The sequence below is a fragment of the Ruegeria hyattellae genome (assembly GCF_041537925.1).
In the GTDB taxonomy this organism is placed as follows: domain Bacteria; phylum Pseudomonadota; class Alphaproteobacteria; order Rhodobacterales; family Rhodobacteraceae; genus Ruegeria_C.
Genome location: NZ_JBGOSH010000004.1, coordinates 246,374 through 273,244 on the forward strand (window position 1 = coordinate 246,374; position 26,871 = coordinate 273,244).

Genomic DNA, 26,871 nt, shown 5'->3' on the forward strand with positions numbered 1-26,871 from the left:
CCCATGTCGCAGGCGCCCACCCGGCAGCGTCTGGACAAATGGCTGTGGCATGCCCGCTTCTTCAAGACCCGCAGCCTCGCCGCCAAACAGGTGGCGGGGGGCAAGGTACGGGTGAACGGCACCCGCGCTGAAAAGCCCGCGCAGCCCGTTGGCCCGGGCGATGTTCTGACCTTCGTGCAGGCGCGCGTGGTGCGGGTGATCGGGATCGAGGCCATAGGTGAGAGGCGCGGCCCGGCGCCCGAGGCGCAACAACTGTACCGGGATCTGAGCCCGCCGCAGGACAATGCGCCGCAAAACCCGGGCTTTGAGGGAAAAGGTCGCCCGACCAAGAAAGATAGGCGATTACTTGATCTTTCTCGCCGCTCCGAAGACTGAACCGCCTTGAAGACGCGCGCCGTCTGAACTAGCTAACGGCCAGAACAGAACTGGACTACGCCACATGACCTATGTTGTCACCGAGAACTGCATCGCCTGTAAATATACCGACTGCGTCGAGGTATGCCCGGTGGATTGCTTCTATGAGGGTGAAAACACCCTGGTCATTCACCCCGACGAATGCATCGACTGCGGTGTGTGCGAGCCGGAATGCCCAGCCGATGCGATCCGCCCGGACACCGAGCCCGACATGGAAAAATGGGTCGAGTTCAATCGCAAATACTCCGAGATGTGGCCGGTCATCGTCTCCAAGAAAGACCCGATGCCGGACGCTGAGGAGCGCGACGGCGAAGAAGGCAAAATGGAGAAGTATTTCTCGGAAGCACCGGGTGAAGGCGGCTGATCGGAAAACGGGTAAGTGATTCGGTCCTATTTGTACCGAACTCTCCGGTTCAGAGTTTAACTTGGCCTCATAAGCACTTGAAATATATGGGGCAGGCGGTTTGTGACCTTACGGCGGCTTCCGATTTCTTCGAAATTATGGTAAGTTAACAACTCAACTGAAGTTATGACCGGGATATACTCCGTTGGACCTCACACCTCGGAGCTAGAAAAAACGTCACTATCTCCACCAATCGGGAGCCTGAAGCGGGGTCCCAGAGTGGTGTTTTGACGTCGAAACATCCCGACGCAAGCAAAGGAAAGATCTGTATGTCGAAGTCGAAGAAGCTCGAGTTCCGCCCCAATGACTATGTTGTCTACCCGGCGCATGGCGTGGGACAGATCATTTCGATCGAAGAACAGGAAGTGGCGGGATACTCGCTCGAACTGTTCGTGATCTCGTTCGAAAAAGACAAGATGACCCTGCGGGTGCCCACCAACAAGGCCACCGAATCCGGCCTGCGCTCGCTCAGCTCGCCCGATGTGATCAGCCAGGCGATGCGGACGCTCAAGGGCAAGGCCAAGGTCAAGCGCGCCATGTGGTCGCGCCGTGCGCAGGAATACGAGCAAAAGATCAACTCGGGCGATCTGATCGCGATTGCCGAGGTGGTCCGCGATCTGCACCGCACCGATGATCAGCGCGAGCAGAGCTATTCCGAACGTCAGCTGTACGAGGCTGCGCTGGAACGTCTGATCCGCGAAGTGGCCGCTGTATCCGGCGGCGACGAGATCATGGCCGCCAAGCAGGTTGACGAGGTTCTGACCTCGCGCGCCGTCGCAGCCTGATCCGTGATCGTCTGAAAGTATCGGGGCCGCTCTTTGGGGCGGCCTTTTTCGTTCATCGAAGGTTGCGGTCATGCGGGTTTCCGCGCTTATCCTTACCCAACGCCTGCGGAGGATGAGAATGACCGGCTTGAAGCGTTTCGTGCGCATGCTTTACATCGGAAGAGGACTGGTTTCGGTCTGGTTCCGATATGGGCTGATCCTCTTTGATTTGACGACAATTGTTTTCTTCGTCTCGACCGCACCCCTTGAACATGGGCCCGGCCTGACCCGGGCCAGCGTGCTGGTCGGGCTGATTATCCTGCTGGATCTTGCGGCGCGGCTGTGGATTGCGCGGGACCGGTGGGCGCTGTTGCGCAAGGTTTACACGATCGCCGATATCGTGGTGGTCGGATCGTTGCTGCTGGATCCGTTTCTTGAGGGCAATCTGGCGTTTCTGCGCATCCTGCGGGCGTTGCGCCTGATCCATTCCTATCACCTGCTGCACGATCTGCGCCGCGACAGCCAGTTCTTCCGAACCCATGAGGATGCGGTGATTGCCGCCGTCAACCTGATGGTCTTTGTGTTCGCGACTTCGACCGCCGTGCTGGTCTATTTCATCCCTGAAAATAGCCAGACGCCCTATATCGACGCGCTGTACTTCACCATGGCAACGCTGACCACGACCGGTTTCGGTGACATCACGCTGGCGTCGCCTGCGGGCAAGCTGTTTTCGGTGTTCATTATGGTGGTGGGCGTGGCGTTGTTCGTGCGCTTGGCACAGGCAATTTTTATGCCGCAGAAGGTGCGTCACAAATGCAGGGGCTGTGGGCTGTTTCGGCATGATCCCGACGCGGTGCATTGCAAGCATTGCGGCGGTTTACTCAAGATTGAGACCGGCGGGGCGGGTTAGACCGTGGCGCTGAGCACCAGCAGAAATGTGATCTCGCCAACCTGCTGGGCTGCGCCCAGAACGTCCCCGGTCTGACCGCCAATCTTGGCCCTGGCAACCGCCGCCAGTCCGGCCACGGCAAGGGTGGATACAAGGGCAGGGATCAGCACGATCGCTCCTGCGATCAGCACGCTCAGTCCCAGCGCCAGCCCCAGCCCCAACGCGACGTGCGTGCCCGAGGGCCTGCCGACCTCGTGGCTCAGCCCCGCACCGCGCGCATTTGGCATTGCGGCCATCAGCACCGGCATCAGGGCGCGCGACCAGATCGCCGCAGCCAGCAGCATCCCAAGCGCGCCCGTGCCGATCAGGGCTACGATCGCCCCCCAGCGCAGCAGCAGAGACAGGATCAGCGCCAGCACCCCATAGGTGCCGATATGGCTGTCCTTCATGATCTCCAACCGGCGTTCGCGGGTGAACCCGCCCCAAAACCCGTCCACGGTATCAGCCAGCCCGTCCTCATGCATCGCACCGGTGCCCGCCACCAGCACGATTAGCACCAGTCCAGCGACAAGCGTTGCAGGCAGGCCAAGCGCCAGGGTGGCGACGCCAAACAGCCAGGCCAGAGTGCCAAGAACCAGTCCGACACAGGGAAACGCCCAGACCGCCATCGCCTGGCGCTCAAAGACGGGTTCGGGCAGGCGGGGAAGGGGCAGGCGGGTCAGCAGGACCAGAGCCAGCGGAATATCCCAGCTCGAGACGGGGCGCATGTCGCTTTTTGTCATTCACGGGCCTTTGTTGGTCTTGTCGCATCACGCGCATTGGTTAAACACGCAGGAACGATCTGATGCAACGAGGCTCTTGATGCTCCCTGACCTGACCGACCTGACCGAATTCCGCACTGCGCTAAACCAGGCGCCGGGTCCCGACGGGGATGCGCTGAGTGCTGCACAAGACCGAAATGGGCAACTGACCAAGCCGCCGGGCGCCTTGGGGCGGCTCGAGGATCTGGCGATCTGGTATGCGGGCTGGCGTGGTGTTGCGCGGCCGCAGGTCGAGGCGCCGCAGGTTGTCGTCTTTGCCGGAAATCACGGGGTCACCGCGCAGGGCGTGTCGGCCTTTCCGGCCGAAGTGACGGCGCAGATGGTGGCGAATTTCCAACACGGCGGCGCGGCGATCAACCAGCTTGCCGGGGCAGCGGGCGCGCGCATGGATGTGCATGCGCTGGATCTGGACCGGCCCACGGATGACTTCACCAAAGGCCCAGCCATGAGCGAGGCGGACCTGCTGGACGCTCTGCGCACCGGCTGGGCGGCGGTGGACCCGTCCGTCGATCTGCTTGTGGTGGGTGAGATGGGCATCGGCAATACCACCCCCGCGGCGGCCCTGGCCTGCGCGCTATTTGGCGGCGAGGCCAGCGACTGGACCGGGCGCGGCACCGGCGTGGATGAGGTCGGGCTTGCCAACAAGACACGAGTGGTGGCCGAGGGCGTGGCGCTGCATGGCGGCAGTGATGACGGCTTGGACATCCTGCGCTGCCTCGGCGGGCGTGAGATTGCCGCGATAGCCGGAGCGATCGCGGCGGCGCGGGTGCTGCGCATTCCGGTCATCCTAGACGGGTTCATCTGTACGGCGGCGGCGGCGTGCCTGGGGCGGGTCTCGGGCACCGCGCTGGATCATGCGGTGGCAGGCCACCAGAGCGCCGAAAGCGCCCATGCAAGACTGTTGCAGGCGCTGGACAAGGAACCGCTCCTGTCGCTTGGCCTGCGGTTGGGCGAGGGGTCGGGCGGCGCGCTGGCGATCAACATCCTGAAATCGGCAGTGGCCTGCCATTCCGGCATGGCCACCTTTGCCGAGGCCGGTGTGACCGACGGTTGAGCCACCCGGCTCAGGCCGATTTCTTCGCGTGTTCCTCGGCCAGTTCCACCAGCGCGGTTTCAAGATCGCGCTGCAGCTTGTTGGAGCGCTCGATATATTCGGGATTTTCGCTGGCAGGCACACCCGGTTTCCACAGCGCGGCCAGTTCGCGCAGCGATCCGCGGTCATGGTGATAGAAGGTCTGCTCGGCCCCGGCGGCCTCGAACTCGGACAGGCCTACATTTTCAAGCACGTAACGCCCGGCGCGCAGTGAGCCGTCAAACATCTCGCGCACGATGTCGCTGGCCCCGGCCTGATAGAGCTCATAGACATGGGTGCGGTCATAGGCCCGCGCGACGATGTGCAGTTCCGGCCGCTGGCGGCGGGCATAGGCGACCAGTTTGGTGACCTCGGCGGCATCGTCCATCGCGGCCACCAGAACCTTCGCCTTTGCCAGCCCGGCCGCCTTGAGAAGTTCGGGCCGGGTCGGATCGCCCAGAAACCCCTTGTAGCCAAAGCGCCGCATCAGCTGGATGGTCTCCATATCCGTGTCCAGCACGACCGTTTTGAAACCGCTAGCCTGCACCAGCCGGTTCACGATCTGTCCGAACCGCCCGATCCCGGCGATGATGATCGGACCTTCCTCGTCGATCTTGTCGGGTTCTTGCTTCGGGGTGTGGTCACGCATGTTCTTGGACAGAAGGTCAAAGATGATGAACAGAAGCGGCGTGATCAGCATGGTCAGGGCGATGATCATCAGCAGCTTCTGCTGCAGCCCCGGCGGGATCACGTTGTGCTGCGCCGAAAAGGCCACCAGCACAAAGCCGAACTCTCCCGCCTGCGCCAGGCCAAGCGTGAACAGCCACCTGTCGCGTCCGCGCAGTTTGAAAGCCCTACCCACAACATAAAGGATGATCCCCTTGGCCAATATGACCAGCAGGGCCAGCCCGATCAGGTCCAGCGGGTCGCGGAAGAACAGGTTGAAGTTGATACCCGCCCCAACCGTGATGAAAAATAGCCCCAGAAACAGCCCCTTGAACGGTTCCAGATCGCTTTCCATTTCGTGGCGGAACTCGGAGTTGGCCAGAACCACACCGGCCAGAAACGACCCCAGAGCCGGGGACAGTCCGACCAGAGACATCAGGAACGAGATGCCGACGACGATCACCAGCGCCAGCGCGGTGTACATTTCGCGCAGGTTTGTCGCGTGGATGTAGCGAAAGACAGGCCGTGTCAGGTAGATGCCCGCCAGCACGACCGATGCGACCGCTCCGATAGTCACCAGCGTCACCGCCCAACCAGGAAGCCCGGCCACCAGCGAAAGGGTCTCCGCATGAGCATCCTCGCCGCCAAGCGTGATTGAGCCATCGCTGGTCAGGTGCGGCATTGCCTGCATCGCCAGCAGGGGCAGGAAGGCAAGGATCGGAATGACGGCAATGTCCTGCGTCAGCAAGACCGAGAACGTGGCCCGCCCGCCGGTTGTCTGCATCAGCCCCTTCTCTGACAGGGTCTGCAAGACAATAGCGGTCGAGGATAGCGACAGGGTTAGCCCTACGGCAAGTGCAATGCTCCAGGGTTGGCCTGCAATCATCGCCACCGCCATGACGGCCAGAGTCGACACACCCACCTGCAACCCGCCCAGCCCGATCAGCCTGTCGCGCATGTCCCAAAGCGCCTTGGGCTCAAGCTCGAGCCCGATCAGGAACAGCATCATCACCACACCGAATTCGGCGACGTGCTGAAGATCCTCTGTCTCGGCGCCGACCAGTCCCAGCACGGGGCCGATTACGATGCCCGCCGCCAGATAACCCAGCACCGACCCCAGCCCCAACCGCGCCGAAAGCGGTACGGCGATCACCGCCGCTGCCAGATAGATCGTGGCCTGGTAGAGGAAGTTTTCCATGTCGGTCCTTTCGCAGTCAGGTCGGCAGCGGTGCGTCGCGCTTGAGCTGATCCATCACGATCTGGCTCTGGATGCGGGCCACTGCAGGATGGGGCAGGATGACCTCATGAAGCAAGCTGTTCAGCGCAGGCAGGTCCGCACAATAAACCTGCAAGAGGTAATCCGCCTCTCCGGTCATCGTCCATGCGCTGATTATCTCCGGTCTGGTATTCACCATGCGAGCGAAACCCGCCGACTGGTCCGGACCATGGGTGCCCAAATGAACCTGGACAAAGCCCTGCACATGCAGGCCCAGCCGCCCGGGATCGAGCCGCGCAGCATATCCGGTGATATAGCCCTCGCTTTCCAGCCGCTGTCTGCGCCGCCCGGCTTGGCTGGGCGAGAGGTGCAAAAGCTCTCCCAATTGATGCGCGGTCAAATGGGCGTTCTTTTGCAGGGCCGAGAGAAGGCGGCAATCCGTGTCATCCAACATATGCGTCATCTTTTCGTTTTTTTGCAGGATAGCGCGTAGACCCCGCATTGAAAGGGGGAATGCTTCGTGAATTTGCGCAGAAACTGTACGGAATCAGGCGTATATTTGCTCAAGCGAACGGAAATTCAGCAAAAATCGGAGACGCGCCATGGGTCCTTTCCCGCACAATGCCCCGAAATCGATCATTAGCGATGAAAACCCCGCAGGTACTGACGGGTTCGAATTTGTGGAATTTGCCCATCCCGAGCCGCAGCAGTTGCGCGACCTCTTCACTCGCATGGGCTATGCGCTGACCGGCCGTCACAAGAGCAAGGATATCGAGCTTTGGCAGCAGGGCGATGTGACCTACATCCTCAATGCCGAACCGGGCAGCTTTGCGTCGCGGTTCGTCGAGGAGCACGGCCCCTGTGCCCCGTCGATGGGGTGGCGCGTGGTGGATGCGCAGGCGGCTTACGAGCACGCGGTGTCGCAGGGGGCCGAGCCCTATGATGCCGACGACAAGACCATGAATGTGCCAGCGATCAAGGGCATCGGCGGTTCGCTGATCTATTTCATCGACAAGTATTACGACACGTCGCCCTACAATCAGGAATTCGATTGGCTAACCCAATCCAAGCCGCGCGGTGACGGGTTCTTCTATCTCGATCACCTGACCCACAATGTCTTCAAGGGCAACATGGACAAGTGGTTCCGGTTCTACGAGAGCCTGTTCAACTTCCGCGAAATCCGTTTCTTCGACATTCAGGGAAAGTTCACCGGGCTCTACAGCCGCGCGCTGACTTCGCCTTGTGGCCGTATCCGCATCCCGATCAACGAGGATCGCGGCGAGACCGGGCAGATCGTGTCTTACCTGAAGAAATACAACGGCGAAGGCATCCAGCATATCGCAGTGGGGTCGGACGACATCTATGCCTCGACTGATGCGATTGCCGCAAAGGGCCTTAAATTCATGCCCGGCCCGAACGAGACCTACTATGATCTCTCCTATGAGCGGGTTAGCGGCCATGACGAGCCCAAGGACAAGATGATGAAACACGGCATCCTGATCGACGGAGAGGGGGTGGTGGATGGCGGCGAGACACGGATCCTGCTGCAGATCTTTTCAAAAACCGTGATCGGGCCGATCTTTTTCGAGTTCATCCAGCGTAAGGGGGATGACGGGTTCGGCGAGGGTAATTTTCAGGCGCTCTTCGAATCCATCGAACGCGAGCAGATCGCAGCGGGCGAGCTCGCCGCCGACTGATGGGAGGGAGGGCTGGCGGACCGCGAAAGCGGCCCGCCGGCAAACTCAACCTTACTTTCGTTCGTATTATTTAGGTCCGCTTTGAGTCCATTGCAGACCTCATGTTCAAGCGCAACGTTCGTCACCAAGGGCGGGTATGCGTCTTTTGGCTCAGCCTTTGGCCTGAATGCGGCACAGGGAACTGGCAAAATCTTGCCGGGGAATTGGTAAGTCTCTTTTCATATCCGATCAAATCCCCTTAAAACCCCGTGAGTCTGCCACCGGTAATGAAGCTTCTTGCAAAACAGCGACCGCAAAACCAATACGATATTGCCGCGCCTGTCCGGCATCACCCGAACCGCGATTGCGTTGGGGATTTGCGGTCTTGTCTCTGCCTGTGCCCAAAGCCCGACCGAAGCGGATCTCAATCCGGAACGTCAGTCAATGGCGCTGCGCGAGGTCGCGCAAAAGCGGGCCCGGGGGCAGAGGGTGTGGTGCGTGCCGTACGCACGAAACCTCAGCGGCATCGAAATTCGCGGCAACGCCAAGGACTGGTGGGGCAAGGCGCATAATATGTTTGAGCGGGGCCCGGAACCGGTTGTCGGTGCGGTGATGTCGTTTCGGGCGACCGGCGGGATGCCGCTGGGACATGTGGCGGTCGTGTCCGATATTGTCACCGACCGGGAAGTCGTCGTGAACCACGCCAACTGGTACCGCAACAGGGTATCGTTGAAAATGGGCGTCAAGGACGTGTCCAAAAACAATGACTGGACGCTGGTGCGGGTCGAAAGCCAGCCGGGCCGGTATGGCAGTTCCTACCCGGTGAACGGGTTCATATATCCGAATGTCGACGAGTCGCCCAACCCAAAGTCCTATCGTGCCTGCCGCGAACCAGCGGAATGCGCCACAGGCGATTCTCGCCTCGGTCATGAAGCGCAGACACTAGCTTTCCGTTGAGGGAAGCCGAACGGCGGCATCGTCCCGCATTGCGACGCAGGCGACTTGTCTTGTGTTAATCAGCGAGTTGTCCCAGCTGCTTTCTTCAAAAACCAGCGGCGATGTTCCTCGGGCAGTTCTCCGGCGCCATTGTTCAGCGCTCCGAATGACGCATATTCGGGTCTCGGCAAGAAAGTAGAAGTCTCCGGCTTTGTGTGCCCAAACAGCCAGTGCGCCGTAGTGATCTCTCGGAGAGAGCAACAGCAGAGATCACCCCTTGGGCATTTTCAGCGTCACGTTTCGACCGCTTTTCTGGTACCGCAATTCGCTGTCGCCGATGGCGATGACGCGGCCGCCACTGATCCTGTCGCCCACTTTCACCTTCTTGTAGCGCCCGTTGGGCATCCGCACCAGCGCACGGCGGTTGGACGTGGTGCCGAAAATGCCGATCAGGCTGATCTTGCGTAGGCTGATGGCGTTCTTGACCGTGGCCTGCCGCGCAACCGAAGTCGGCGAGGGGCGGCTTGGCTTCACCACCTTGGGCGCAACCGTCCTGATCTGGGTTTGCTGGTCGAGATTGGCCAGCGAGCCGAGGTTGGAGCTTTGCTGCCCGTGCTTGGCAAGTCCCTGCGGACGCGGGCGGGGACGCGGGACCGGGTCGACCAGTTCGACCGAGGCCACGATTTCGTCCACCTGTTCCTGTATCTTCAGCGTGTCCGGGCGCGACTTTGGCCGGATGCCGGACAGCTCCGCGCGCGACCGGCCGCCCAGACGGGCGCGCTCGTTCAACTCCAGCAGGTTGTCCGGACGTGGGCGCGGGCGCTTCTGGGCCAGAACGTCGCGTGTCTCGTCGATCTCGGGTTCGGCCTCGAAGCGCAGCGGTGTTTCCGGCGGCACCTTCGGAGGCTTGCCCAGATAGATCAGAATGCCGTCGGGGCTGCGGGCGCCTTCGGGCGTGGGTTCGACCAGACCGCGCGCGTCCAGATCGAACCCGGCATTGGCGATGGCGGGCGCGCTTTGCACCACGGCCCTGAGATCGGTGTCGAGCTGCGCCGCTGGCGGCAGCGCGATAGGGTCTTGGGAAAGGTCGGTGCGGTCGATGGAGGCGACATAGAGATCGTCCAGCGTGACCGGCGCGGGTGCTTCGGGCCCGGCGGGCAAGCCGGACCACAGACCCGTTTCGGCATAAAGCGCCTCGGTATCCAGAATTTCCGGCAGGGGGAAATCATCGGGCTGCAGGTCTTGGTCGGCCAACGCATCCAGAACGGCGGTGTCGGTGTCGCTCAACTCTGGGATTTCGGTCGGCGCGGGCAGAGTGTCGATCAGGTCCGCGATGGCCTCTTCGGTTGCCGTGGGCATCTGCGCCGCGGCCACTGTTGCGTCATTGTCGAGCGGTTCGGTCGCTGCTGCCTGTTCCTCGGGCAGGTCCGGTGACGGTACTTCGATCAGGTCCGACGACGGCACTTCGATCAGGTCGGGCGATGGCTCATCGGTCAGGTCCGGTGACGGCTCTTCGATGGCGGCATGAACCGGGTCGGGTTCGGACCGGAACAGGCTGCTGATAGGTTTTTCCAGAAACAGCGTTGCCCAAAGGCCCACCAACACGAGAATAACCAACAGCGCCAGCGTCAGGATCAGGCCAAGAGGGCGCGGTTTCTTCGGTTCGGTGTCCGGTGCCGGTTCCGGTTTCGGCGGCGCGACGGGGGCCGGTGGCGGATCGGATCGCGTCGGCACAGGCGGCTCAGAGGTAGGCTGTGGGACAGGATCGATGGCCATTGGGGCCTCTTCAACCATGACCGCCTCGGGCTGCTCCGGTTTCGGTTCCTCCGAGGGTGGTGGGGCGGGATCCGCTGCCGGAGCGGAATCAGCAGGAGGGCTGGTTTCCTCCACCTCGGAGGCGGGATCCGGCAGCGTAACCGGGCCGATATCGACCACCACGCTTGCGTCGGTCTCGACAGCCTGGCTGCCGGTCCAGTCCTGCGCGGTGTGCGACAGGCCAAAGAAAGGCTCACCCGGAAAGCTGCTATCGCGCGGGGCGGCCACGAAACTGACCGGCGTGAACCCGTGCTCGGCGGCAAAGCTTTCGGCTTCGGCGAGGGTCTCGCGGGCGACGGCCGCGACATGGATGACCTCGCCCTCGGGCGCAATGTCGTAAATCAGATCGTCAATGTCATAAGGGGTGGCGCTGTCCACAGCCCCGTCGATGAGGTGGGTCAGCGCATCGCCTTCGAAGCCATGGGTCTCGACGCTGAGATATTTGATCTGATCGTCCGGCAGGACCAGCTTGCACAGAATCTCAGGCTCAAGCAGCAATGCCCCGTCGCGCAGCGCGGCGAGCTCCGCACCCAGATCCGGGACATCTAGCGCGACCTCGCCCACCACGCGCCAACCACCGGTGGCCCGGTGCAGAAGGGAAATGCCCTCGAAGGACAATGACAGCGCAAAGGCGGGTTTCATGTTTCGGCGATACCGTCCAGCTCGATTCTGCCGCCGAAGAGGTGGCCTGCGGGGCGAGTTTAGAGCAGGTTCATGCCGAGGGAAAGAAAAAGACCCCCGCCACCTCTTGCCAAGCGGGGCACCGCGTACCCATCTATGACCCCGGATCAAGAGGAGAGAGAGCCTTGAGAACACTGGTTTTTTTGATTGCGGTGCTAATGGCCGCGACCGCCGGAATGGCGCAGGCCGATGAGCGGCGGATTTCCGTGACTGGCACAGGAACGGTTGCCGCGGCTCCCGACGTGGCAACGGTGACGATGGGCGTCAGCCATCAGGCCGATACCGCGCAGGAGGCGATGGATCAGACCTCGCAGGCGATGGCGGTGGTACTGGAACGGCTGTCCGGGCTGGGCATCGACAAGAGCGATATCCAGACCCAGAACCTGTCGCTGCATCCGATCTGGAACACGATCGTGAACCGCGAGACGCAGCAGCAGGAACGAGAACTGACCGGTTTCGCAGCCTCGAACCTGGTTCTAGTGCGGGTGCGCGATCTAGGCAGTCTGGGTCAGACGCTCAGCGCCGTGGTGGCTGATGGCAGCAACGAATTGCGCGGTCTGAATTTCTCGGTCAGCGATCCCGAGCCGCTGTTGGCGCAGGCCCGGGCTGAAGCGGTGAAAGACGCGATGGAAAAGGCCCGCCAGTTGGCAGAAGCGGCGGGCGTCGAACTGGGCGAAGTGGTTTCGATCAACGAACATGGCGGCAATGGCCGTCCGATAATGGCGCGTGCCGAGTTTGCCGCTGATGCTGGCAGCGTGCCGGTTGCGGCGGGCGAGGTCAGCTACAACAATTCTGTCGCGATGGTGTTTGCCATCGGCGAATGATGCGACCTCTGGCTTCTGCGGGTTTTTGGTTAACCCGCAGAAGCCAAGGCATTCAGATCAGGAGGTGGCTTTGGCCAACGCCTGATCGAGATCGGCGATCAGGTCGTCCGCATCCTCGATCCCGATCGAGAGCCGCACCACATTGGCACCGGCCCCGGCGGCCTCTTGCTGCTCGGGCGTCAGCTGCCGGTGCGTTGTCGAGGCGGAGTGGATGATCAGCGAACGCGCATCGCCCAGGTTGGCCACATGGCTGAAGATTTCCAGAGCGTTGACAAGCTTGACGCAGGCGTCATAGCCGCCCTTGACCGCAAAGGTGAACAGCGCGCCGGCACCCTTGGGATATTGCGCCTTGACCCGGTCAGCATAAGGTGACGAAGGCAGACCGGCATAGGTGACGTAATCAACCCGGTCATCCGCCTCGAGCCAGGCGGCGAGCGTTTCGGCGTTCTCCACGTGGCGCTGCATCCGCAGGCTCAGCGTCTCGATCCCCATCAGCGTGTAATGCGCGCCTTGCGGGTTCATGGTCATGCCCAGATCGCGCAACCCGATGGCAATGCCGTGAAAGGTGAAGGCCAGCGGCCCGAAGGTCTCGTGAAACTTAAGTCCGTGATAGGCGGGTTCGGGCTGGCTGAGCGAGGGGAACTTGTCGCTGGCCGACCAGTCGAAGGTGCCGGAATCGACGATGCAGCCGCCGGTCACGGTGCCGTTGCCGGTCAGGTACTTGGTGGTCGAATGCACCACCAGCGTGGCACCATGTTCGATCGGGCGGCAGAGGTACGGCGTGGCCGAGGTGTTGTCGACGATCAGCGGCAGACCCGCCGCGTCAGTGATATCGGCCAAGGCGCGGATATCGGTGACATAGCCGCCGGGGTTGGCAATCGACTCGCAGAACACCGCACGTGTGTTCTCGTTGATGGCGGCTTTGACCGCGTCCAGATCGTCGGTATCCACGAATGTCGCCGACCAGCCGAAGCGTTTGATGGTCTGGCTGAGCTGGGTGACCGAGCCGCCGTACAACCGGGTCGAGGCCACCACGTTGCAGCCCGGCTGCATCAACGGGAACAGCGCCATGATCTGCGCCGCATGGCCCGAGGAACAGCAGACCGCCCCGGCGCCACCTTCCAGCGTGGCGATGCGTTCCTGCAGAACCGCCACTGTCGGGTTGGTCAGGCGGGAATAGATATAGCCCACTTCCTGCAGGTTGAAGAGCGCGGCGGCGTGATCGGCATCGCGGAACACATAAGCGGTGGTCTGATAAATCGGCGTTTGCCGCGCGCCGGTTGCCGGATCGGGGCGCGCGCCCGCGTGGATCTGCAAGGTGTCAAAGCCGTAGCTGGGGCCGTCGGACATGGAATAAACTCCCTTTGGTAATTGGTTGATGCAATCTGTAGGCCATGCTTCCCCTTCGCACAACGCGGCTGTGCCCTGCCTGTGGCAGGTGCGGGAAGGGCCCGGCTCAACGCAGCCACAACCCGGCCTCCCTGATCCGCTTGCGCATGGCCTGTTCGCGCCGGGGCAGGTTGTCGCGATCAAAGAGCGCCCGCACTTTCGCGCCCTTGCGCTGAAACACCAGCTTGCGGATCGGCTCATATTGCTTGAGCACTTTCTTGATCTTGTTGGGGGCGGCAACCTCTTCCAGCACTTCGATCACGCGATCTGCCTCGCGCGCGTAGAGCAGCGGGAAAAGGCGGTAGTGACAACTGACAGCGCCGTCCAGATAACCTTCGGGCAAGGCATCGCGGCCACCACCGAAGGAATGAATGACCAGCGGCAAGGCGACCTGATCAAGCCAGGGATCGAGGCTTTGACAGATCAGTTGGTCCGGCGGGTCATCGCGGATCGATTTCGCATAATCCAGAAAACGCGCACCAAAGGCGCGTGGGCATTTGTAGTAGAAGAAGCCCGCATTGAAATAGAGAAAGCGCCGCCAGTATTCATCCGGCTGGCTCAGATCAAGCGAGCTGTCGAAATCCAGTCCAAACCGATCATAGAGCGATTTCCAGATCCCCGCGTATCCCGGCCCGTAAAGCGTAGGCTCGGGCCAGCTGCCCTCGCATCTGAGCGAGGCGCCGGGCCGGTCGAAGTCGAAGGGCACCGAGGCAAGCTCGCCGGTGATCAGCGTGTCGCTGTCAAAGAAGACAAACGGCTCACCCTCGGGCAGGGCCATCAGCGCCTCGATCTTGTTGCCATGGGGGTAGGACTGCCCAAAGACTTTGTTCTCGAATGGCAGGATTTCGGCACCGAGCCGGTCCAGCGCCTCGAGCATGGCCTGATTGCGCAGGCTCGGGTCACCCGACCAGCGTGGCCCGGGCTGCGGTGTGGCGACAAACAGTCGACCTAGGAGTTCTGGCGAGCTGTGCCGCAAGGAGGCGGCAAAAAGCAGCGCCTCATATTGCAGGCGGTTGTTCTGGCCGATGATCACCACGTTGAAGGTCTGCGATGTTGTCGACTGCTTGCCTGCCATGCGTATTCCCTGCCGCGTGTTTTGATGCTGTCGCGGCTTTTGCTGCCTGATGGCACTATAGGCAAGCGATCGGGCTCTCAAAAGTCCCGATTTGCGGTTAAGAGTCGAGGGCTGTACGGGTCAATCGCGTAAGCGAGGGATTGGTTTTTGACCCTTGCTGGCTGAATTTGGCGCGGATTTCGCCGAAATGGTCAGTTTTTCGTGCCTGTCTAAATTTTACCAATTGATAAAATTTTTAGATATGGCAGTCTGGGTACAAGAACAACAACTCAGGGAGAGCGTCATGGCGCATGGCCAGACAGCACCCGGCATTCTGGCCGGGCGGCTATCCAGCGAAGAGATCGAGACGAATTTCAGCGACCTGCATCCGCCTTACGCGCCGCATGAGGCGGCGGTGGCGGCGGACCGCTGTTACTTCTGCCATGATGCGCCCTGCGTGACTGCCTGTCCGACGGATATCGATATTCCGCTCTTCATCCGCCAGATCCAGGGCGGAAACCCGGAAGGGGCGGCGGAAACGATCCTCAGCCAGAATATTCTGGGCGGTATGTGCGCCCGGGTCTGCCCGACCGAGACGCTTTGCGAAGAGGTCTGCGTGCGCGAGGTGGCCGAGGGAAAACCGGTCGAGATCGGAAGGTTGCAGCGCTTTGCCACCGATGTGCTGATGGAAACCGGCGAACACCCCTTTTCGCGCGCGCAAGAGACCGGCAAACGCGTGGCGGTGGTGGGGGCGGGGCCTGCGGGTCTGGCCTGCGCCCATCGGCTGGCGATGTTGGGCCATCAGGTCACCATCTATGACGCCAACCCCAAACCCGGCGGTCTGAACGAATACGGCATCGCGGCTTATAAGGCGACGAATGATTTCGCCCAGGCCGAGGTCGAGTGGCTGCTCAAGATCGGCGGCATTTCCGTCGAATGTAACGAAGCGCTGGGCAAGGGTCTGACACTGGATGGGCTGCGCGAAGATTTCGATGCGGTGTTCCTCGCTGTTGGGCTTGCAGGCGTGAACGCACTGCGCGCCCAGGGTGAGGATAAGCCCGGCGTGCACCATGCGGTCGATTTCATCTCAGAGGTGCGTCAGGCCGATGATCTGCTCAAACATCCGGTGGGGCGTCATGTGGTAGTGATCGGCGGCGGCATGACCGCGATAGATGCGGCGGTGAAATCCAAACTGCTGGGTGCCGAACATGTCACGGTTGCCTATAGACGGGGCGCGAGCGCGATGGGTGCCAGCAAATTCGAACAGGATCTGGCCACCTCGAAAGGGGTCAAGCTGATGTTCAACGTTCAGCCCAAGCAGGTGCATGGCGAGGACGCCGCCACAGAGATCGAACTGGAATACACTGCGAGCGTTGATGGCGCTCTGCAAGGTACCGGCGAGAGTGTACGGCTTCCGGCGGACCAGGTTCTCAAGGCTATCGGCCAGAGGCTGGAAGGCGTGCCCGATGCGTTGCATCTGATTGGTGACAAGATCGCCGTGATCGGCGCGGGCCGCACCTCGGTCGAGGGCGTCTGGGCCGGGGGCGATTGTGCCGCGGGCGGCGAGGATCTGACCGTGACAGCGGTGGCCGAGGGGCGTGACGCCGCCATGGATATCGACGAGGTGCTGCGGGCCTGACCGCCTGCGCCCACGATGCAAAACCTGCTACAATGAGCCATTGCAGCAGCAGGAGGCCAAGATGACGATCGAGAAAGACGTCGCCGAGCATTACACCACCGACGATCTGCTGGAGCGGATTCGCGACGGGTTGCGCGCGGCCGGCGCCAACCCGGATACCCCCGCGCCAGAGGATCTCAAGGGGATTGACGAGTTTCATACCGGCGGGGTGAAAGCAACCGACGAGTTGCTGGATCAACTGACCATCACCCCGCATACGCGGGTGTTGGATATTGGCTGCGGAATTGGTGGAACATCGCGGCATATTGCGTTGAAATCAGGCGCTTTTGTTACCGGTGTAGATTTGACCCCAAGTTATGTGGAAACCGGTAACCGGCTCAACGACCTGGTGGGTATGAGTGACCGCGTCAAGCTGTTGCGCGGCAGCGTTCTGGATCTGCCCCTGGTCGAGGACACGATCGATCTGGTGACCATGTTCCATGTGGGCATGAACGTCCCTGACAAGGCAAAGCTGTTTTCCGAGGTGTATCGCGTGCTGGCCCCCGGCGGTACCTTCGCGCTGTTCGACGTGATGCGGATGGACGCCGATGGCGGTCTGACCTTCCCCTTCCCATGGGCCGAGGAACCTGCCTTTTCCTTCGTCGAACCTGCGGCCGCCTATATGGAAGCGGGCGAGGCGGCAGGGCTTGCCTTCCGGTCGATCCGCAACCGCAAGGATTTCGCGCTCGACTTCTTCAAGGCGGTCTTTGCCCGCATCGAAGAGACTGGCGGACCACCACCGGTCGGCATCCACCTGCTGATGCGCGACACTGCTGCCGAGAAAATTCAGAACTATGTCACCTGTGTTCAGGCGGGGCTGATCGCTCCGTTTGAATTGATCTTCCGCAAGCCAGTCTGAAAAGGAGCCCGCTACATGGCCGATCTGACGACAGATTTCCTAGGAATAACATCTCCGAACCCCTTCTGGCTGGCCTCGGCCCCGCCGACCGACAAGGAATACAATGTCCGCCGCGCCTTCGAGGCGGGCTGGGGCGGTGTGGTCTGGAAAACACTGGGGGCCGAGGGGCCTCCAGTGGTGAACGTGAACGGGCCACGCTACGGAGCGATTTATGGAGCGGACCGGCGGTTGCTGGGCCTGAACAATATTGAACTGATCACCGACCGTCCTTTGGAGGTCAATCTGGAGGAAATGGCGCGGGTCAAGGCGGATTACCCCGACCGCGCTCTTATCGCCTCGATCATGGTGCCCTGCGAGGAAGGCGCGTGGAAGGCGATCCTGCCGCGTGTGGCAGAGACCGGCGCGGATGGGATCGAGCTTAATTTCGGCTGTCCCCACGGGATGAGCGAGCGTGGCATGGGCAGCGCCGTTGGCCAAGTGCCGGAATACATCGAAATGGTCACCCGCTGGTGCAAGAAATACTATGACCGCCCGGTGATCGTGAAACTGACGCCGAATATCACCGATGTTCGCAAACCTGCGGCGGCCGCAAAAAACGGCGGCGCGGATGCGGTGTCGCTGATCAACACGATCAACTCGATCACCGGCGTCAATCTCGACACGATGAGTCCCGAACCCTCGATCGACGGCAAGGGCAGCCATGGCGGCTATTGCGGCCCGGCGGTCAAACCCATTGCCATGTCGATGGTGTCCGAGATCGCGCGCAATCCAGACACCCATGGCCTGCCGATCTCGGGTATCGGTGGGATCACCACCTGGCGCGACGCGGCGGAATTCATCTCGCTGGGATGTGGCAATGTGCAGGTTTGCACGGCGGCGATGACCTACGGGTTCAAGATCGTCGAAGAGATGGCAACCGGTCTGAGCAAGTGGATGGACGAAAAGGGTCACACCAATGTGCGCGATTTCGTCGGGCAGGCGGTGCCGAATGTCACCGACTGGCAGTATCTGAACCTCAACTACATCGCCAAGGCCAAGATCGATCAGGATCAGTGCATCAAATGTGGCCGCTGTTACGCGGCGTGCGAAGACACGTCGCATCAGGCGATTTCGATGAGCGCGGATCGGGTGTTCGAAGTGATCGACGAAGAATGCGTGGCATGCAACCTTTGCGTTGATGTTTGCCCGGTTGAGGGGTGCATCACGATGGAGCAGATGCAGCCGGGTTCGGTAGATCCGCGCACCGGCAAACGGGTTGAAGAGAAATACGCCAATTGGACCATGCATCCCAACAACCCGATGGCGAAAGCTGCGGAATAAGCGCCTAACTACGTTTGATCCAGAGAGAGCGGCGTCGAATTTCGGCGCCGCTTTTTTCGAAACTTATTGCGGATAAAACGTATCCATGATAAATAATATCCACGAATTAGGAGATCTGGATGAAGCTGGGTGACGGGGTCGAGGCGGCCATTCATTGCACGACGATGCTGGCCGGGTTGCAGGGCGGGGCGGTCATGCCCGCAAGCGCCCTGGCAGCCTATCATGGCGTCTCGGCGAGCTATCTGGTCAAGCACCTCAAACAGCTCGTGGCCGCCGGTATCTTCGACTCGATTTCCGGTCCGACAGGTGGCTATCGGCTGAGTAGGACGCCAGAGGACATAACCCTGCTCGACATCGTGCTGGCGGTTGAAGGGGACGCGCCCGCCTTTCGCTGCCGCGAGATCCGGCGTCGGGGGCCGGACGCGCCCGATGCGGCGGCCTTTCCCAGCCCCTGCGGGATCAATCTGGCGATGCTGCGCGCCGAGGATGCCTATCGCGCGGCGCTGGCCGAAACCCGGATCAGCAGCCTGATTCGCGGCTATGCCAAAACCGGCGACCCGCGCGACATCGCCCGAGGCTGTCGCTTTATCGAAGCAAATTGCCGACCCTGATCCCGTCCATTTCGAAAAGAAGGAGACCAATAATGGAACCGCGTCTGAACCATTGGGCCATGGCCCCCGAACTGATGAAAGCCTTTGTAGCGCTCAACGAGACGATCGAGGGCAGCGGGCTTGAAAAAAGCTTGATGCACCTGGTCAAACTGCGCGCCTCGCAGATCAATGGCTGCGCTTTCTGCATCGATATGCACACACGCGAGGCCCGCGCAGATGGCGAGACCGAGCAGAGGCTTTATCTGGTCTCCGCCTGGCATGACAGCTTTCTCTATTCCGACCGCGAACGCGCCGCATTGGCGTTCACAGAGGCGCTGACCAAATTGGGCGATCACACGCCAGATGATGCGCTATTTGCCGCGACGCAGGCGCAGTTTCCCGAAGATGAAATCGTCAAGCTGACCGCCATCATCACCATGATTAACACTTGGAATCGGCTATCCGTGGCGTTCCGCGCGGTCCATGCCGCGCCTCGTTCCGTGGCGGCCTGACCCATCCCTCGATATCACGCAAAGCCGCCGCTTTGGCAGGGGAGGTATCGCATTTCCGAGGCGGTATGATGTGTCGGATGCTCCTAGGTCTGCTTTGAGCCCGAAGCAGACATTGCTTGCGAGGCTTAATAAAGTGCCAGACAAACCGAGATCACAGCTAGAATGCGGGGTTATTAAAATGCCATTGATCGACATTCATGTACTTGAAGGAGTTTTCTCCGATGAGGAGAAAGCCCAAATGATTTCTGGAACAGCCAAAGCCTTTGGAGCGGTAGCCGGGAAAACAATGGAGCAGATGATTTCTGTGCGCGTCCACGAGGTAAAAAGTGGCCATTGGGGAGGTTCGGAGTCCATTTGGACAACGAACCGCGCACTTGAAGTCAAGGCGAAGGGGTAGCCGGGAGAATGGATGGTGTTTGGGTGGGCGAACCGCTCATGACCGCTTCGAGCCCGGAGCAGACTCGTTTTCTTGCTTGTGATAAGGTAAAGAACGGGGGGATAGCCTATGTTCGATGTCGATAATTTCATTGCTGACTGCTGCGAAGCCGTGGAGAAAGACCCGACGCACAAATCCGCTGCGGAGGTAGTGCGGCGCGCGATGTCCGATCCTTCGAAAATACTAGAATCGCTGGGAGAGCCGACGGAGCCAGGGATCACTCCGCTCTATCAATCCTCAAAGCTGACAATCATTAATCTCGCTTGGAAGCCGTCCACGACCATTCCACCGCACAACCACGAAATGTGGGCTGTTATTGGAATCTATGGAGGGCGGGAAGACAACATCTTTTGGCGGCGGATCAAGGACCATCCAGAGGGGCTAATAGAAGCGGCGGGTGCAAAGGCTCTGTCGACTGGCGACGTTTGCCCCATGGGCGCGGATATCATCCATTCTGTCACCAATCCAATCCCCAGACTAACCGCTGCTTTGCACGTTTACGGCGGCGACTTCTTCGAGGCGGAAAGAAGTGAATGGGAGGCCGAGAGGTTAACAGAACACCAACTCGACATGGACGCTGTGCGGGCTCGGTTTTCGAGTTAGAAACTTAGTCCGGTTAACGTCCGCTTCGTCAGCATGCGGCTTTTCGGGTTGGGGTCTTGGTGTAAGATTTATCGCGCTTCCAAGAGCGGCCTCGTCAAGGTGTCAGCAGGCGGCGGTACAGAGTTTCCATGAAATCCGGAGCGGTGGCGAAGGGGTCTTCGTCGCCCAGTACCGCCCGGACCTGAACGTCGAAATCGGCGTAGTGCTGAGTCAGCGACCAGATCGAGAAGATCAGGTGATAAGGGTGAACCGGGGCGATGCGGCCCTGATCCATCCAGTCTTGCAGAACCGACACCTTTTCATCGACCAGCGCTTTCAGCTCCTGCGTCAGCGCCGCATGGATGCGCGGCGCACCTTGCACGATTTCGTTAGCAAAAAGCCGGCTCTCGCGGGGATAGTCGCGACTCATCTGCAATTTGCGCTGCACATAACCCATCAGTTCTTCCAGCGGCTCGCCCTCGGCGTCCAATTTCCGCAGCGGGTCAAGCCATGTGTCGAGCAGCCGCTCAAGCAGGGCGTTGTGCATCGCCTCTTTGGACGGGAAATAATAAAGCAGGTTAGGTTTACTCAGGCCTGCTTCACTTGCGATCTGGTCGACGGTCGCGCCGCGAAAGCCTTGTGCGGAAAAGACATTCAGCGCCGCTTCCAAGATTGCGGCGCGGTTCTTTTTCTGGATACGCGTGGGGGGGCGGTCCGCAGGCATGGGCGTGTCTGTTTTTTCCTCGAAGTTGCCGGATTTTCGTTTGGACCGGGATGAAGGTGATGCAATTTCTTGACTGGTGCGGCCCCCGTGATAGCGTGACTTTGACCAGTTGGTCAAATCAGGATCCATCAAGCGAGCCAAATCGCGAGCAACAGGGGAAAGACATGGCAGCTCCGGCGCAGAATCTCAGGATCAATGGGGACCGGCTGTGGGACAGCCTGATGGAGATGGCCAAGATCGGCCCGGGTGTTGCTGGTGGCAACAACCGCCAGACGGTGACCGACGAGGATGGTGAGGGCCGTGCCCTATTTCAGGACTGGTGCGTGGCGGCGGGCTGTTCGATGGGGCTGGATCAGATGGGCAACATGTTCGCCCGACGCGAGGGCACCGACCCCGAGGCGCTTCCGGTCTATGTGGGTTCGCATCTGGATACCCAGCCCACCGGAGGGAAGTATGACGGGGTGCTGGGCGTTTTGGGCGGGCTCGAGATCATCCGCACGCTCAACGATCTGGGCATCAAGACCAAACGTCCCATCGTGGCGACCAACTGGACCAACGAAGAGGGCACGCGGTATGCGCCCGCGATGCTGTCCTCGGGCGTTTTCGCGGGCATGCACACGCAGGACTGGGCTTACGCGCGCGAAGATGCCGAAGGGCTAAAATTCGGCGATGAACTGCAGCGCATTGGTTGGCGCGGTGAGGAAGAGGTCGGCGCGCGCAAAATGCACGCGTTCTTTGAGCTGCATATCGAACAAGGGCCCATTCTGGAGGCCGAGGGCAAGGATATCGGCGTGGTCACCCATGGTCAGGGGCTGAGCTGGACGCAGATCACCGTCACGGGCAAGGATGCCCATACCGGATCAACGCCGATGCCGATGCGCAAGAATGCAGGGCTGGCCATGGCGCGGATACTGGAGAAGGTCGATGAGATCGCGCTCAGCCACGCGCCCCATGCGGTGGGCGCGGCCGGGCATATCGATGTTTATCCCAATTCACGCAATGTGATCCCGGGCAAAGTCGTGTTCACGGTTGATTTCCGATCCCCCGACCTGTCGGTGATCACCGATATGGAGAACCGCCTGCGCGTCGCCGCAGAGGATATCGTGAACGAGATGGGTCTGAACGTGGAATTCGAGAAGGTCGGCGGGTTCGATCCGGTGACCTTCGACGCAGGCTGTGTTGCAGCGGTACGGGACGCGGCCGAGCGGCTGGGCTATTCGCACACCGACATCATCTCAGGCGCGGGGCATGATGCCTGCTGGATTAACCGGGTGGCGCCCACGGCGATGGTAATGTGTCCTTGCGTGGACGGGCTGAGTCATAACGAAGCCGAGGAGATATCCAAGGACTGGGCTGCAGCGGGAACGGATGTTCTGTTCCATGCGGTGGTCGAGACGGCGGAGATTGTCGAATAGGGGGCGCTGCCCTCGTTGCCTTGCAGCGACTCCCCCGGGGATATTTTTTTTGCCAGATGAAGCAAGCGGCACCTGCCGCACAGGGAGATGAAAATGAGCACGGTCATCAAGAACGGAACCATCGTTACCGCCGATCTGACCTATAAGGCGGATGTGAAGGTCGAGAGTGGGGTCATCGCCGAGATCGGGCCGGATCTGCGCGGGGATCAGGAACTGGATGCGACCGGCTGTTACGTGATGCCCGGTGGGATCGATCCGCATACCCATCTGGAAATGCCCTTCATGGGCACCTACTCCAGCGATGATTTCGAATCTGGCACCCGCGCGGCTCTAGCGGGGGGCACCACGATGGTGGTGGATTTCGCTCTGCCCAATCCCGGTGAGAGCCTGCTGGATGCGCTCAAGCGCTGGGACAACAAGTCGACCCGCGCCAATTGCGATTACTCTTTCCACATGGCGGTGACCTGGTGGGGCGAGCAGGTCTTTGACGATATCAAGACGGTGATCGAGACCCGCGGCATCAACACGTTCAAGCATTTCATGGCCTATAAGGGCGCGCTGATGGTCAATGATGACGAGCTTTATGCGTCGTTTCAGCGGCTGGCCGAGTTGGGTGGCATCGCGATGGTGCACGCCGAGAACGGCGATGTGGTGGCAGAGCTTTCCGCCAAGCTGCTGGCCGAGGGCAATACCGGCCCCGAGGCGCACGCCTATTCCCGCCCGCCGCAGGTCGAGGGCGAGGCCACCAATCGTGCCATCATGATCGCCGATATGGCGGGCGTCCCACTCTATGTGGTGCATACCTCGTGTGAAGACAGCCACGAAGCGATCCGGCGGGCTCGGATGCAGGGCAAGCGGGTTTGGGGCGAGCCGCTGATCCAGCATCTGACGCTGGATGAGAGCGAGTATTTCCACCAAGACTGGGACCATGCCGCGCGCCGGGTGATGAGCCCGCCCTTCCGCAACAAGCAGCATCAGGACAGTCTGTGGGCCGGGTTGCAATCTGGCTCGCTGTCCGTCGTGGCAACCGACCATTGCGCCTTTACCACCGATCAGAAACGCTCTGGCGTCGGGGATTTCACCAAGATCCCCAATGGCACCGGCGGGCTGGAGGACCGGATGCCGATGCTCTGGACCAATGGCGTCGCCACCGGGCGGCTGACGCCAAACGAGTTCGTGGCCGTGACCTCGACCAATATCGCCAAAATCCTGAACTGTTATCCGAAGAAGGGTGCGGTGCTGATCGGGGCGGACGCGGACCTGGTAGTGTGGGATCCGGAGAAAACCAAGACCATTCAAGCCTATACGCAGCAATCCTCAATCGATTACAACGTGTTCGAAGGTCACCAGGTCAAGGGTCTGCCGCGCTTTACTCTGACACGGGGACAGGTGGCGGTGCATGACGGCGAAACCCGTACGCAGGAAGGTCACGGCAAGTTCGTCGCACGCGAGGCGAATGCTACGGTGAACAAGGCGCTGAGTACATGGAAAGAACTGACCGCACCACGTCCGGTGGAGCGGACGGGGATTCCGGCAACGGGCGTATGAGCAAGGCAGAATGAATGACTGAACACCCCGGCGCCGATGCCGTTATCAAAGCGCAAAATCTTGATCTGACTTTTGAAACCAATGATGGACCGGTGCATGCGCTCAAGGATGTGAGCCTGACTATCAACAAGGGCGATTTCGTCAGTTTCATTGGCCCCTCGGGCTGCGGCAAGACCACCTTTCTACGCTGTATCGCAGCGTTGGAGCAGCCCACGGGTGGTAGCCTGAGCGTCAATGGCATGACCCCGGATGAGGCGCGGCGGAACCGGGCCTATGGTTATGTGTTTCAGGCGGCGGGGCTGTATCCGTGGCGCACGATTGCCCGCAATATCAAGCTGCCGCTGGAGATCATGGGATTCTCAAAATCCGAACAGGAGGATCGGATCAGGAACGTTCTGCAACTGGTTGATCTGGAAGGATTTGGAGGCAAATACCCCTGGCAACTTTCGGGTGGGATGCAGCAGAGGGCCAGCATCGCGCGGGCGCTGGCCTTTGACGCCGATATCCTGTTGATGGATGAACCTTTCGGCGCGCTGGACGAGATCGTGCGCGATCACCTGAACGAACAGCTTCTTGCGCTCTGGGCGCGGACGGAAAAGACCATCGGATTCGTCACCCACTCGATCCCCGAGGCGGTGTATCTGAGCACCCGGATCGTGGTGATGAGCCCGCGTCCGGGCCGGATCACCGATGTGATCGAAAGCCCACTGCCGAAAGAGCGTCCGCTGGATATCCGCGATACACCGGAATTCATCGAGGTGGCGCATCGGGTACGCGAAGGCTTGAGGGCGGGGCACGTGGAATGAAACCACTTCTCGCGGTCCTCACAGTTGTCACCGTGATCATTGCCTTCTGGTACGCCGCCAGCGTGCCGATGAATATCCGGGGCGTGCTGGTCGAGGCCGAACGAGCAGGCGAGGCCGTTGACCCTCCCAAAGCGGCAGATCGGCGTCAGATCGGTGAATTTGAGCTGATCATCGACAACCCCTTTGCCATTGACGAAACGTGGGATCAGGAGCGGCCCCGCCTGCCGGCCCCGCATCAGGTGGCAGAAGAGCTGTGGGACACCACGGTTGAAAAGAAGATCACCTCGAAACGTTCTCTGGTCTATCACGCCTGGGTGACGCTCAGCGCGACATTGCTGGGATTTGCCATTGGCACCGGGCTGGGCATTTTGCTGGCCGTGGGGATCGTGCATTCGAAAGTGATGGACATGTCGGTGATGCCCTGGGCGATTGTCAGCCAGACCATTCCGATCATTGCGCTGGCGCCAATGATCATTGTCGTCCTCTATTCGGTTGGCGTACAGGGGATCATCCCCAAGGCTGTTATCTCGGCTTACCTGAGCTTCTTTCCGGTGGTTGTTGGCATGGTCAAAGGTCTGCGCAGCCCGGATGCAATGCAGCTTGATCTGCTCAGGACCTATAGCGCGAGCAAGGCCCAAGGCTTCTGGAAGCTGCGGCTGCCGGCCTCGATGCCGTATCTGTTTGCCTCGCTCAAGATCGGGATTGCCGCATCTCTGGTGGGCGCCATCGTCGGAGAGTTGCCGACCGGTGCGGTGGCCGGGCTGGGCGCGCGGTTGCTGGCGGGCAGCTACTATGGGCAGACGGTGCAGATCTGGTCGGCGCTGTTTGCAGCGGCGATCCTGGCAGCCTGTCTGGTCGGGCTGCTAGGGCTGATCGAGCGGGCGGTGCTGAAACGGATGGGGATAGCATGATGTTGATCCTCGCCGCGATGCTTCTCTGGGCATTTGGCTGGTGGCTGAACCTGCGGCTGGCCGAGGGGCCTTATGCGCAAACGCGGGCTATTCAGGTGACGGTGCCGCTGATCTTTGGGCTGACCATTCTGATCGTCTGGGAGTTGCTGGTGCGCGGCTTGCAGGTGCCGCTGGTCATTCTGCCACCGCCGACGATGATTGCGGGGCGGTTTGCGAGCAGTACTGAGATTCTCTGGGCGGATTTCGTGCAGACATTCGTCAAGGGCGCGCTCACCGGTTATGTCTTGGGCTGCTGCGCCGCTTTTGTGATGGCGATTGCAGTTGATCGGTCGAATTTCCTGCGGATGGGCTTGCTACCGGTTGGCAATTTCGTGGCTGCCCTGCCGATCGTCGGCACTGCGCCCATCCTGGTGATGTGGTTCGGCTTCGATTGGCAGTCGAAAGCGGCGGTAGTGGTGGTCATGGTGTTCTTTCCCATGCTGGTGAATACTGTGGCGGGCCTGCGCGAGACAACCGCGATGCAGCGCGATCTGATGGAGACCTATGCGGCAAGCTACTGGCAGAGCTTTTTCAAGCTGCGCCTGCCTGCGGCGATGCCGTTCATCTTCAACGGGCTGAAGATTTCAACCACGCTGGCGCTGATCGGGGCGATCGTGGCAGAGTTCTTTGGCTCGCCGACCGTTGGCATGGGGTTCCGCATCTCGACCAGTGTGGGGCAGTTGGCGCTGGACATGGTCTGGGCCGAGATTGTGGTGGCCGCATTGGCAGGGACGTTGTTTTATGGGGCGGTGGCGATGATCGAGAAGGCGGTGACCTTCTGGCATCCGTCGCAGCGTGGGTAGTCGGGGAAAAAAATGAAAAGGACCTCGG

General features: G+C 60.8%; 27 protein-coding genes. 20 read left to right on the forward strand and 7 right to left on the reverse strand.

Translation table 11 applies throughout. The annotated features are described in order from the left end of the window. The first annotated feature begins 3 nt into the window (after positions 1-3). The 4 genes from AB1E33_RS11990 (at position 4) to AB1E33_RS12005 (ending at position 2,491) form a co-directional block, all read left to right on the forward strand. Positions 4-375: an Hsp15 family ribosome-associated heat shock protein gene (locus AB1E33_RS11990; RefSeq protein WP_372577514.1), complete on the forward strand. Its 372-nt coding sequence runs from the start codon at positions 4-6 to the stop codon at positions 373-375. Between the two features lie 64 nt (positions 376-439). Next, positions 440-778, forward strand: coding sequence for a ferredoxin FdxA (gene fdxA, locus AB1E33_RS11995; RefSeq protein ID WP_372577515.1), 339 nt, complete (start codon positions 440-442; stop codon positions 776-778). Positions 779-1,086: 308 nt separating this feature from the next. Continuing rightward, positions 1,087-1,602 (forward strand): CarD family transcriptional regulator, encoded by a 516-nt coding sequence (locus tag AB1E33_RS12000; RefSeq protein ID WP_372577516.1) that lies wholly within the window; start codon positions 1,087-1,089, stop codon positions 1,600-1,602. Positions 1,603-1,720: 118 nt separating this feature from the next. Beyond that, a complete protein-coding gene (locus tag AB1E33_RS12005) occupies positions 1,721-2,491 on the forward strand; it encodes a potassium channel family protein (protein ID WP_372577517.1) in 771 nt (256 codons plus the stop codon). Here the strand turns inward: AB1E33_RS12005 and cobS are convergent. Continuing rightward, positions 2,488-3,252 (reverse strand): adenosylcobinamide-GDP ribazoletransferase, encoded by a 765-nt coding sequence (cobS, locus tag AB1E33_RS12010; protein WP_372577518.1) that lies wholly within the window; start codon positions 3,250-3,252, stop codon positions 2,488-2,490. The genes AB1E33_RS12005 and cobS overlap by 4 nt on opposite strands. A gap of 79 nt (positions 3,253-3,331) precedes the next feature. On the opposite strand from cobS, the gene cobT reads away from it, so the two are divergent. Then, complete coding sequence (gene cobT / locus AB1E33_RS12015) at positions 3,332-4,345, forward strand: nicotinate-nucleotide--dimethylbenzimidazole phosphoribosyltransferase (protein WP_372577519.1); 1,014 nt, start codon at positions 3,332-3,334, stop codon at positions 4,343-4,345. 10 nt (positions 4,346-4,355) lie between these two features. Here the strand turns inward: cobT and AB1E33_RS12020 are convergent, their stop codons facing one another. Beyond that, complete coding sequence (locus AB1E33_RS12020; RefSeq protein ID WP_372577520.1) at positions 4,356-6,227, reverse strand: monovalent cation:proton antiporter-2 (CPA2) family protein; 1,872 nt, start codon at positions 6,225-6,227, stop codon at positions 4,356-4,358. Positions 6,228-6,243: 16 nt separating this feature from the next. Beyond that, positions 6,244-6,699 carry an Lrp/AsnC family transcriptional regulator gene (locus AB1E33_RS12025; protein ID WP_372577764.1) on the reverse strand — a complete coding sequence of 152 codons (456 nt, stop codon included), beginning with the start codon at positions 6,697-6,699 and terminating at the stop codon, positions 6,244-6,246. 148 nt (positions 6,700-6,847) lie between these two features. On the opposite strand from AB1E33_RS12025, the gene hppD reads away from it, so the two are divergent. Both hppD and AB1E33_RS12035 read left to right on the forward strand, forming a co-directional pair. Beyond that, a complete protein-coding gene (hppD, locus tag AB1E33_RS12030) occupies positions 6,848-7,942 on the forward strand; it encodes a 4-hydroxyphenylpyruvate dioxygenase (protein WP_372577521.1) in 1,095 nt (364 codons plus the stop codon). 276 nt (positions 7,943-8,218) lie between these two features. Then, positions 8,219-8,878 (forward strand): CHAP domain-containing protein, encoded by a 660-nt coding sequence (locus AB1E33_RS12035; RefSeq protein WP_372577522.1) that lies wholly within the window; start codon positions 8,219-8,221, stop codon positions 8,876-8,878. Between the two features lie 249 nt (positions 8,879-9,127). Here the strand turns inward: AB1E33_RS12035 and AB1E33_RS12040 are convergent, their stop codons facing one another. Beyond that, positions 9,128-11,314, reverse strand: coding sequence for a hypothetical protein (locus tag AB1E33_RS12040; RefSeq protein ID WP_372577523.1), 2,187 nt, complete (start codon positions 11,312-11,314; stop codon positions 9,128-9,130). A 164-nt stretch (positions 11,315-11,478) separates the two neighbouring features. Between AB1E33_RS12040 and AB1E33_RS12045 the strand changes: the two genes are divergently transcribed. Next, entirely contained in the window at positions 11,479-12,177 is a 699-nt protein-coding gene (locus AB1E33_RS12045) for an SIMPL domain-containing protein (protein ID WP_372577524.1), read from the forward strand. Positions 12,178-12,234: 57 nt separating this feature from the next. Here the strand turns inward: AB1E33_RS12045 and AB1E33_RS12050 are convergent, their stop codons facing one another. Together AB1E33_RS12050 and AB1E33_RS12055 are read right to left on the reverse strand one after the other, a co-directional pair. Further along, positions 12,235-13,527, reverse strand: coding sequence for an O-acetylhomoserine aminocarboxypropyltransferase/cysteine synthase family protein (locus AB1E33_RS12050; protein WP_372577525.1), 1,293 nt, complete (start codon positions 13,525-13,527; stop codon positions 12,235-12,237). 106 nt (positions 13,528-13,633) lie between these two features. Continuing rightward, a complete protein-coding gene (locus AB1E33_RS12055; RefSeq protein WP_372577526.1) occupies positions 13,634-14,641 on the reverse strand; it encodes a GT-B fold glycosyltransferase domain-containing protein in 1,008 nt (335 codons plus the stop codon). Between the two features lie 283 nt (positions 14,642-14,924). Between AB1E33_RS12055 and AB1E33_RS12060 the strand changes: the two genes are divergently transcribed. The 7 genes from AB1E33_RS12060 (at position 14,925) to AB1E33_RS12090 (ending at position 20,618) form a co-directional block, all read left to right on the forward strand. Then, entirely contained in the window at positions 14,925-16,259 is a 1,335-nt protein-coding gene (locus AB1E33_RS12060; protein ID WP_372577527.1) for an NAD(P)-dependent oxidoreductase, read from the forward strand. Positions 16,260-16,320: 61 nt separating this feature from the next. Then, the gene (locus AB1E33_RS12065) at positions 16,321-17,157 is read left to right on the forward strand and encodes a class I SAM-dependent methyltransferase (RefSeq protein WP_372577528.1); all 837 of its coding nucleotides are present in this window, start codon (positions 16,321-16,323) and stop codon (positions 17,155-17,157) included. A 15-nt stretch (positions 17,158-17,172) separates the two neighbouring features. Further along, entirely contained in the window at positions 17,173-18,477 is a 1,305-nt protein-coding gene (preA, locus tag AB1E33_RS12070) for an NAD-dependent dihydropyrimidine dehydrogenase subunit PreA (RefSeq protein WP_372577529.1), read from the forward strand. 119 nt (positions 18,478-18,596) lie between these two features. Continuing rightward, positions 18,597-19,088 carry an RrF2 family transcriptional regulator gene (locus AB1E33_RS12075; RefSeq protein ID WP_372577530.1) on the forward strand — a complete coding sequence of 164 codons (492 nt, stop codon included), beginning with the start codon at positions 18,597-18,599 and terminating at the stop codon, positions 19,086-19,088. Positions 19,089-19,120: 32 nt separating this feature from the next. After that, complete coding sequence (locus AB1E33_RS12080) at positions 19,121-19,579, forward strand: carboxymuconolactone decarboxylase family protein (RefSeq protein ID WP_372577531.1); 459 nt, start codon at positions 19,121-19,123, stop codon at positions 19,577-19,579. A gap of 178 nt (positions 19,580-19,757) precedes the next feature. Then, positions 19,758-19,976, forward strand: coding sequence for a tautomerase family protein (locus AB1E33_RS12085; protein WP_372577532.1), 219 nt, complete (start codon positions 19,758-19,760; stop codon positions 19,974-19,976). A 108-nt stretch (positions 19,977-20,084) separates the two neighbouring features. Further along, positions 20,085-20,618: a hypothetical protein gene (locus tag AB1E33_RS12090; protein WP_372577533.1), complete on the forward strand. Its 534-nt coding sequence runs from the start codon at positions 20,085-20,087 to the stop codon at positions 20,616-20,618. A 94-nt stretch (positions 20,619-20,712) separates the two neighbouring features. Here AB1E33_RS12090 and AB1E33_RS12095 read toward each other — a convergent pair whose 3' ends face one another. Continuing rightward, a complete protein-coding gene (locus tag AB1E33_RS12095) occupies positions 20,713-21,321 on the reverse strand; it encodes a TetR family transcriptional regulator C-terminal domain-containing protein (RefSeq protein WP_372577534.1) in 609 nt (202 codons plus the stop codon). A 164-nt stretch (positions 21,322-21,485) separates the two neighbouring features. Here AB1E33_RS12095 and AB1E33_RS12100 point away from each other — a divergent pair, with 164 nt between their 5' ends. The 5 genes from AB1E33_RS12100 (at position 21,486) to AB1E33_RS12120 (ending at position 26,843) form a co-directional block, all read left to right on the forward strand. After that, positions 21,486-22,736, forward strand: coding sequence for a Zn-dependent hydrolase (locus AB1E33_RS12100; RefSeq protein ID WP_372577535.1), 1,251 nt, complete (start codon positions 21,486-21,488; stop codon positions 22,734-22,736). Positions 22,737-22,829: 93 nt separating this feature from the next. Beyond that, positions 22,830-24,284 (forward strand): dihydropyrimidinase, encoded by a 1,455-nt coding sequence (hydA, locus tag AB1E33_RS12105; protein ID WP_372577536.1) that lies wholly within the window; start codon positions 22,830-22,832, stop codon positions 24,282-24,284. Positions 24,285-24,298: 14 nt separating this feature from the next. Then, the gene (locus tag AB1E33_RS12110; RefSeq protein ID WP_372577537.1) at positions 24,299-25,090 is read left to right on the forward strand and encodes an ABC transporter ATP-binding protein; all 792 of its coding nucleotides are present in this window, start codon (positions 24,299-24,301) and stop codon (positions 25,088-25,090) included. Next, positions 25,087-26,001, forward strand: a complete 915-nt coding sequence (locus AB1E33_RS12115) for an ABC transporter permease (RefSeq protein WP_372577538.1) — start codon at positions 25,087-25,089, stop codon at positions 25,999-26,001. Before AB1E33_RS12110 ends, AB1E33_RS12115 begins: the two co-directional genes overlap by 4 nt. Continuing rightward, the gene (locus AB1E33_RS12120; RefSeq protein ID WP_372577539.1) at positions 25,998-26,843 is read left to right on the forward strand and encodes an ABC transporter permease; all 846 of its coding nucleotides are present in this window, start codon (positions 25,998-26,000) and stop codon (positions 26,841-26,843) included. The genes AB1E33_RS12115 and AB1E33_RS12120 overlap by 4 nt, the downstream gene beginning before the upstream one ends. The last annotated feature ends 28 nt before the right edge of the window (positions 26,844-26,871 follow it).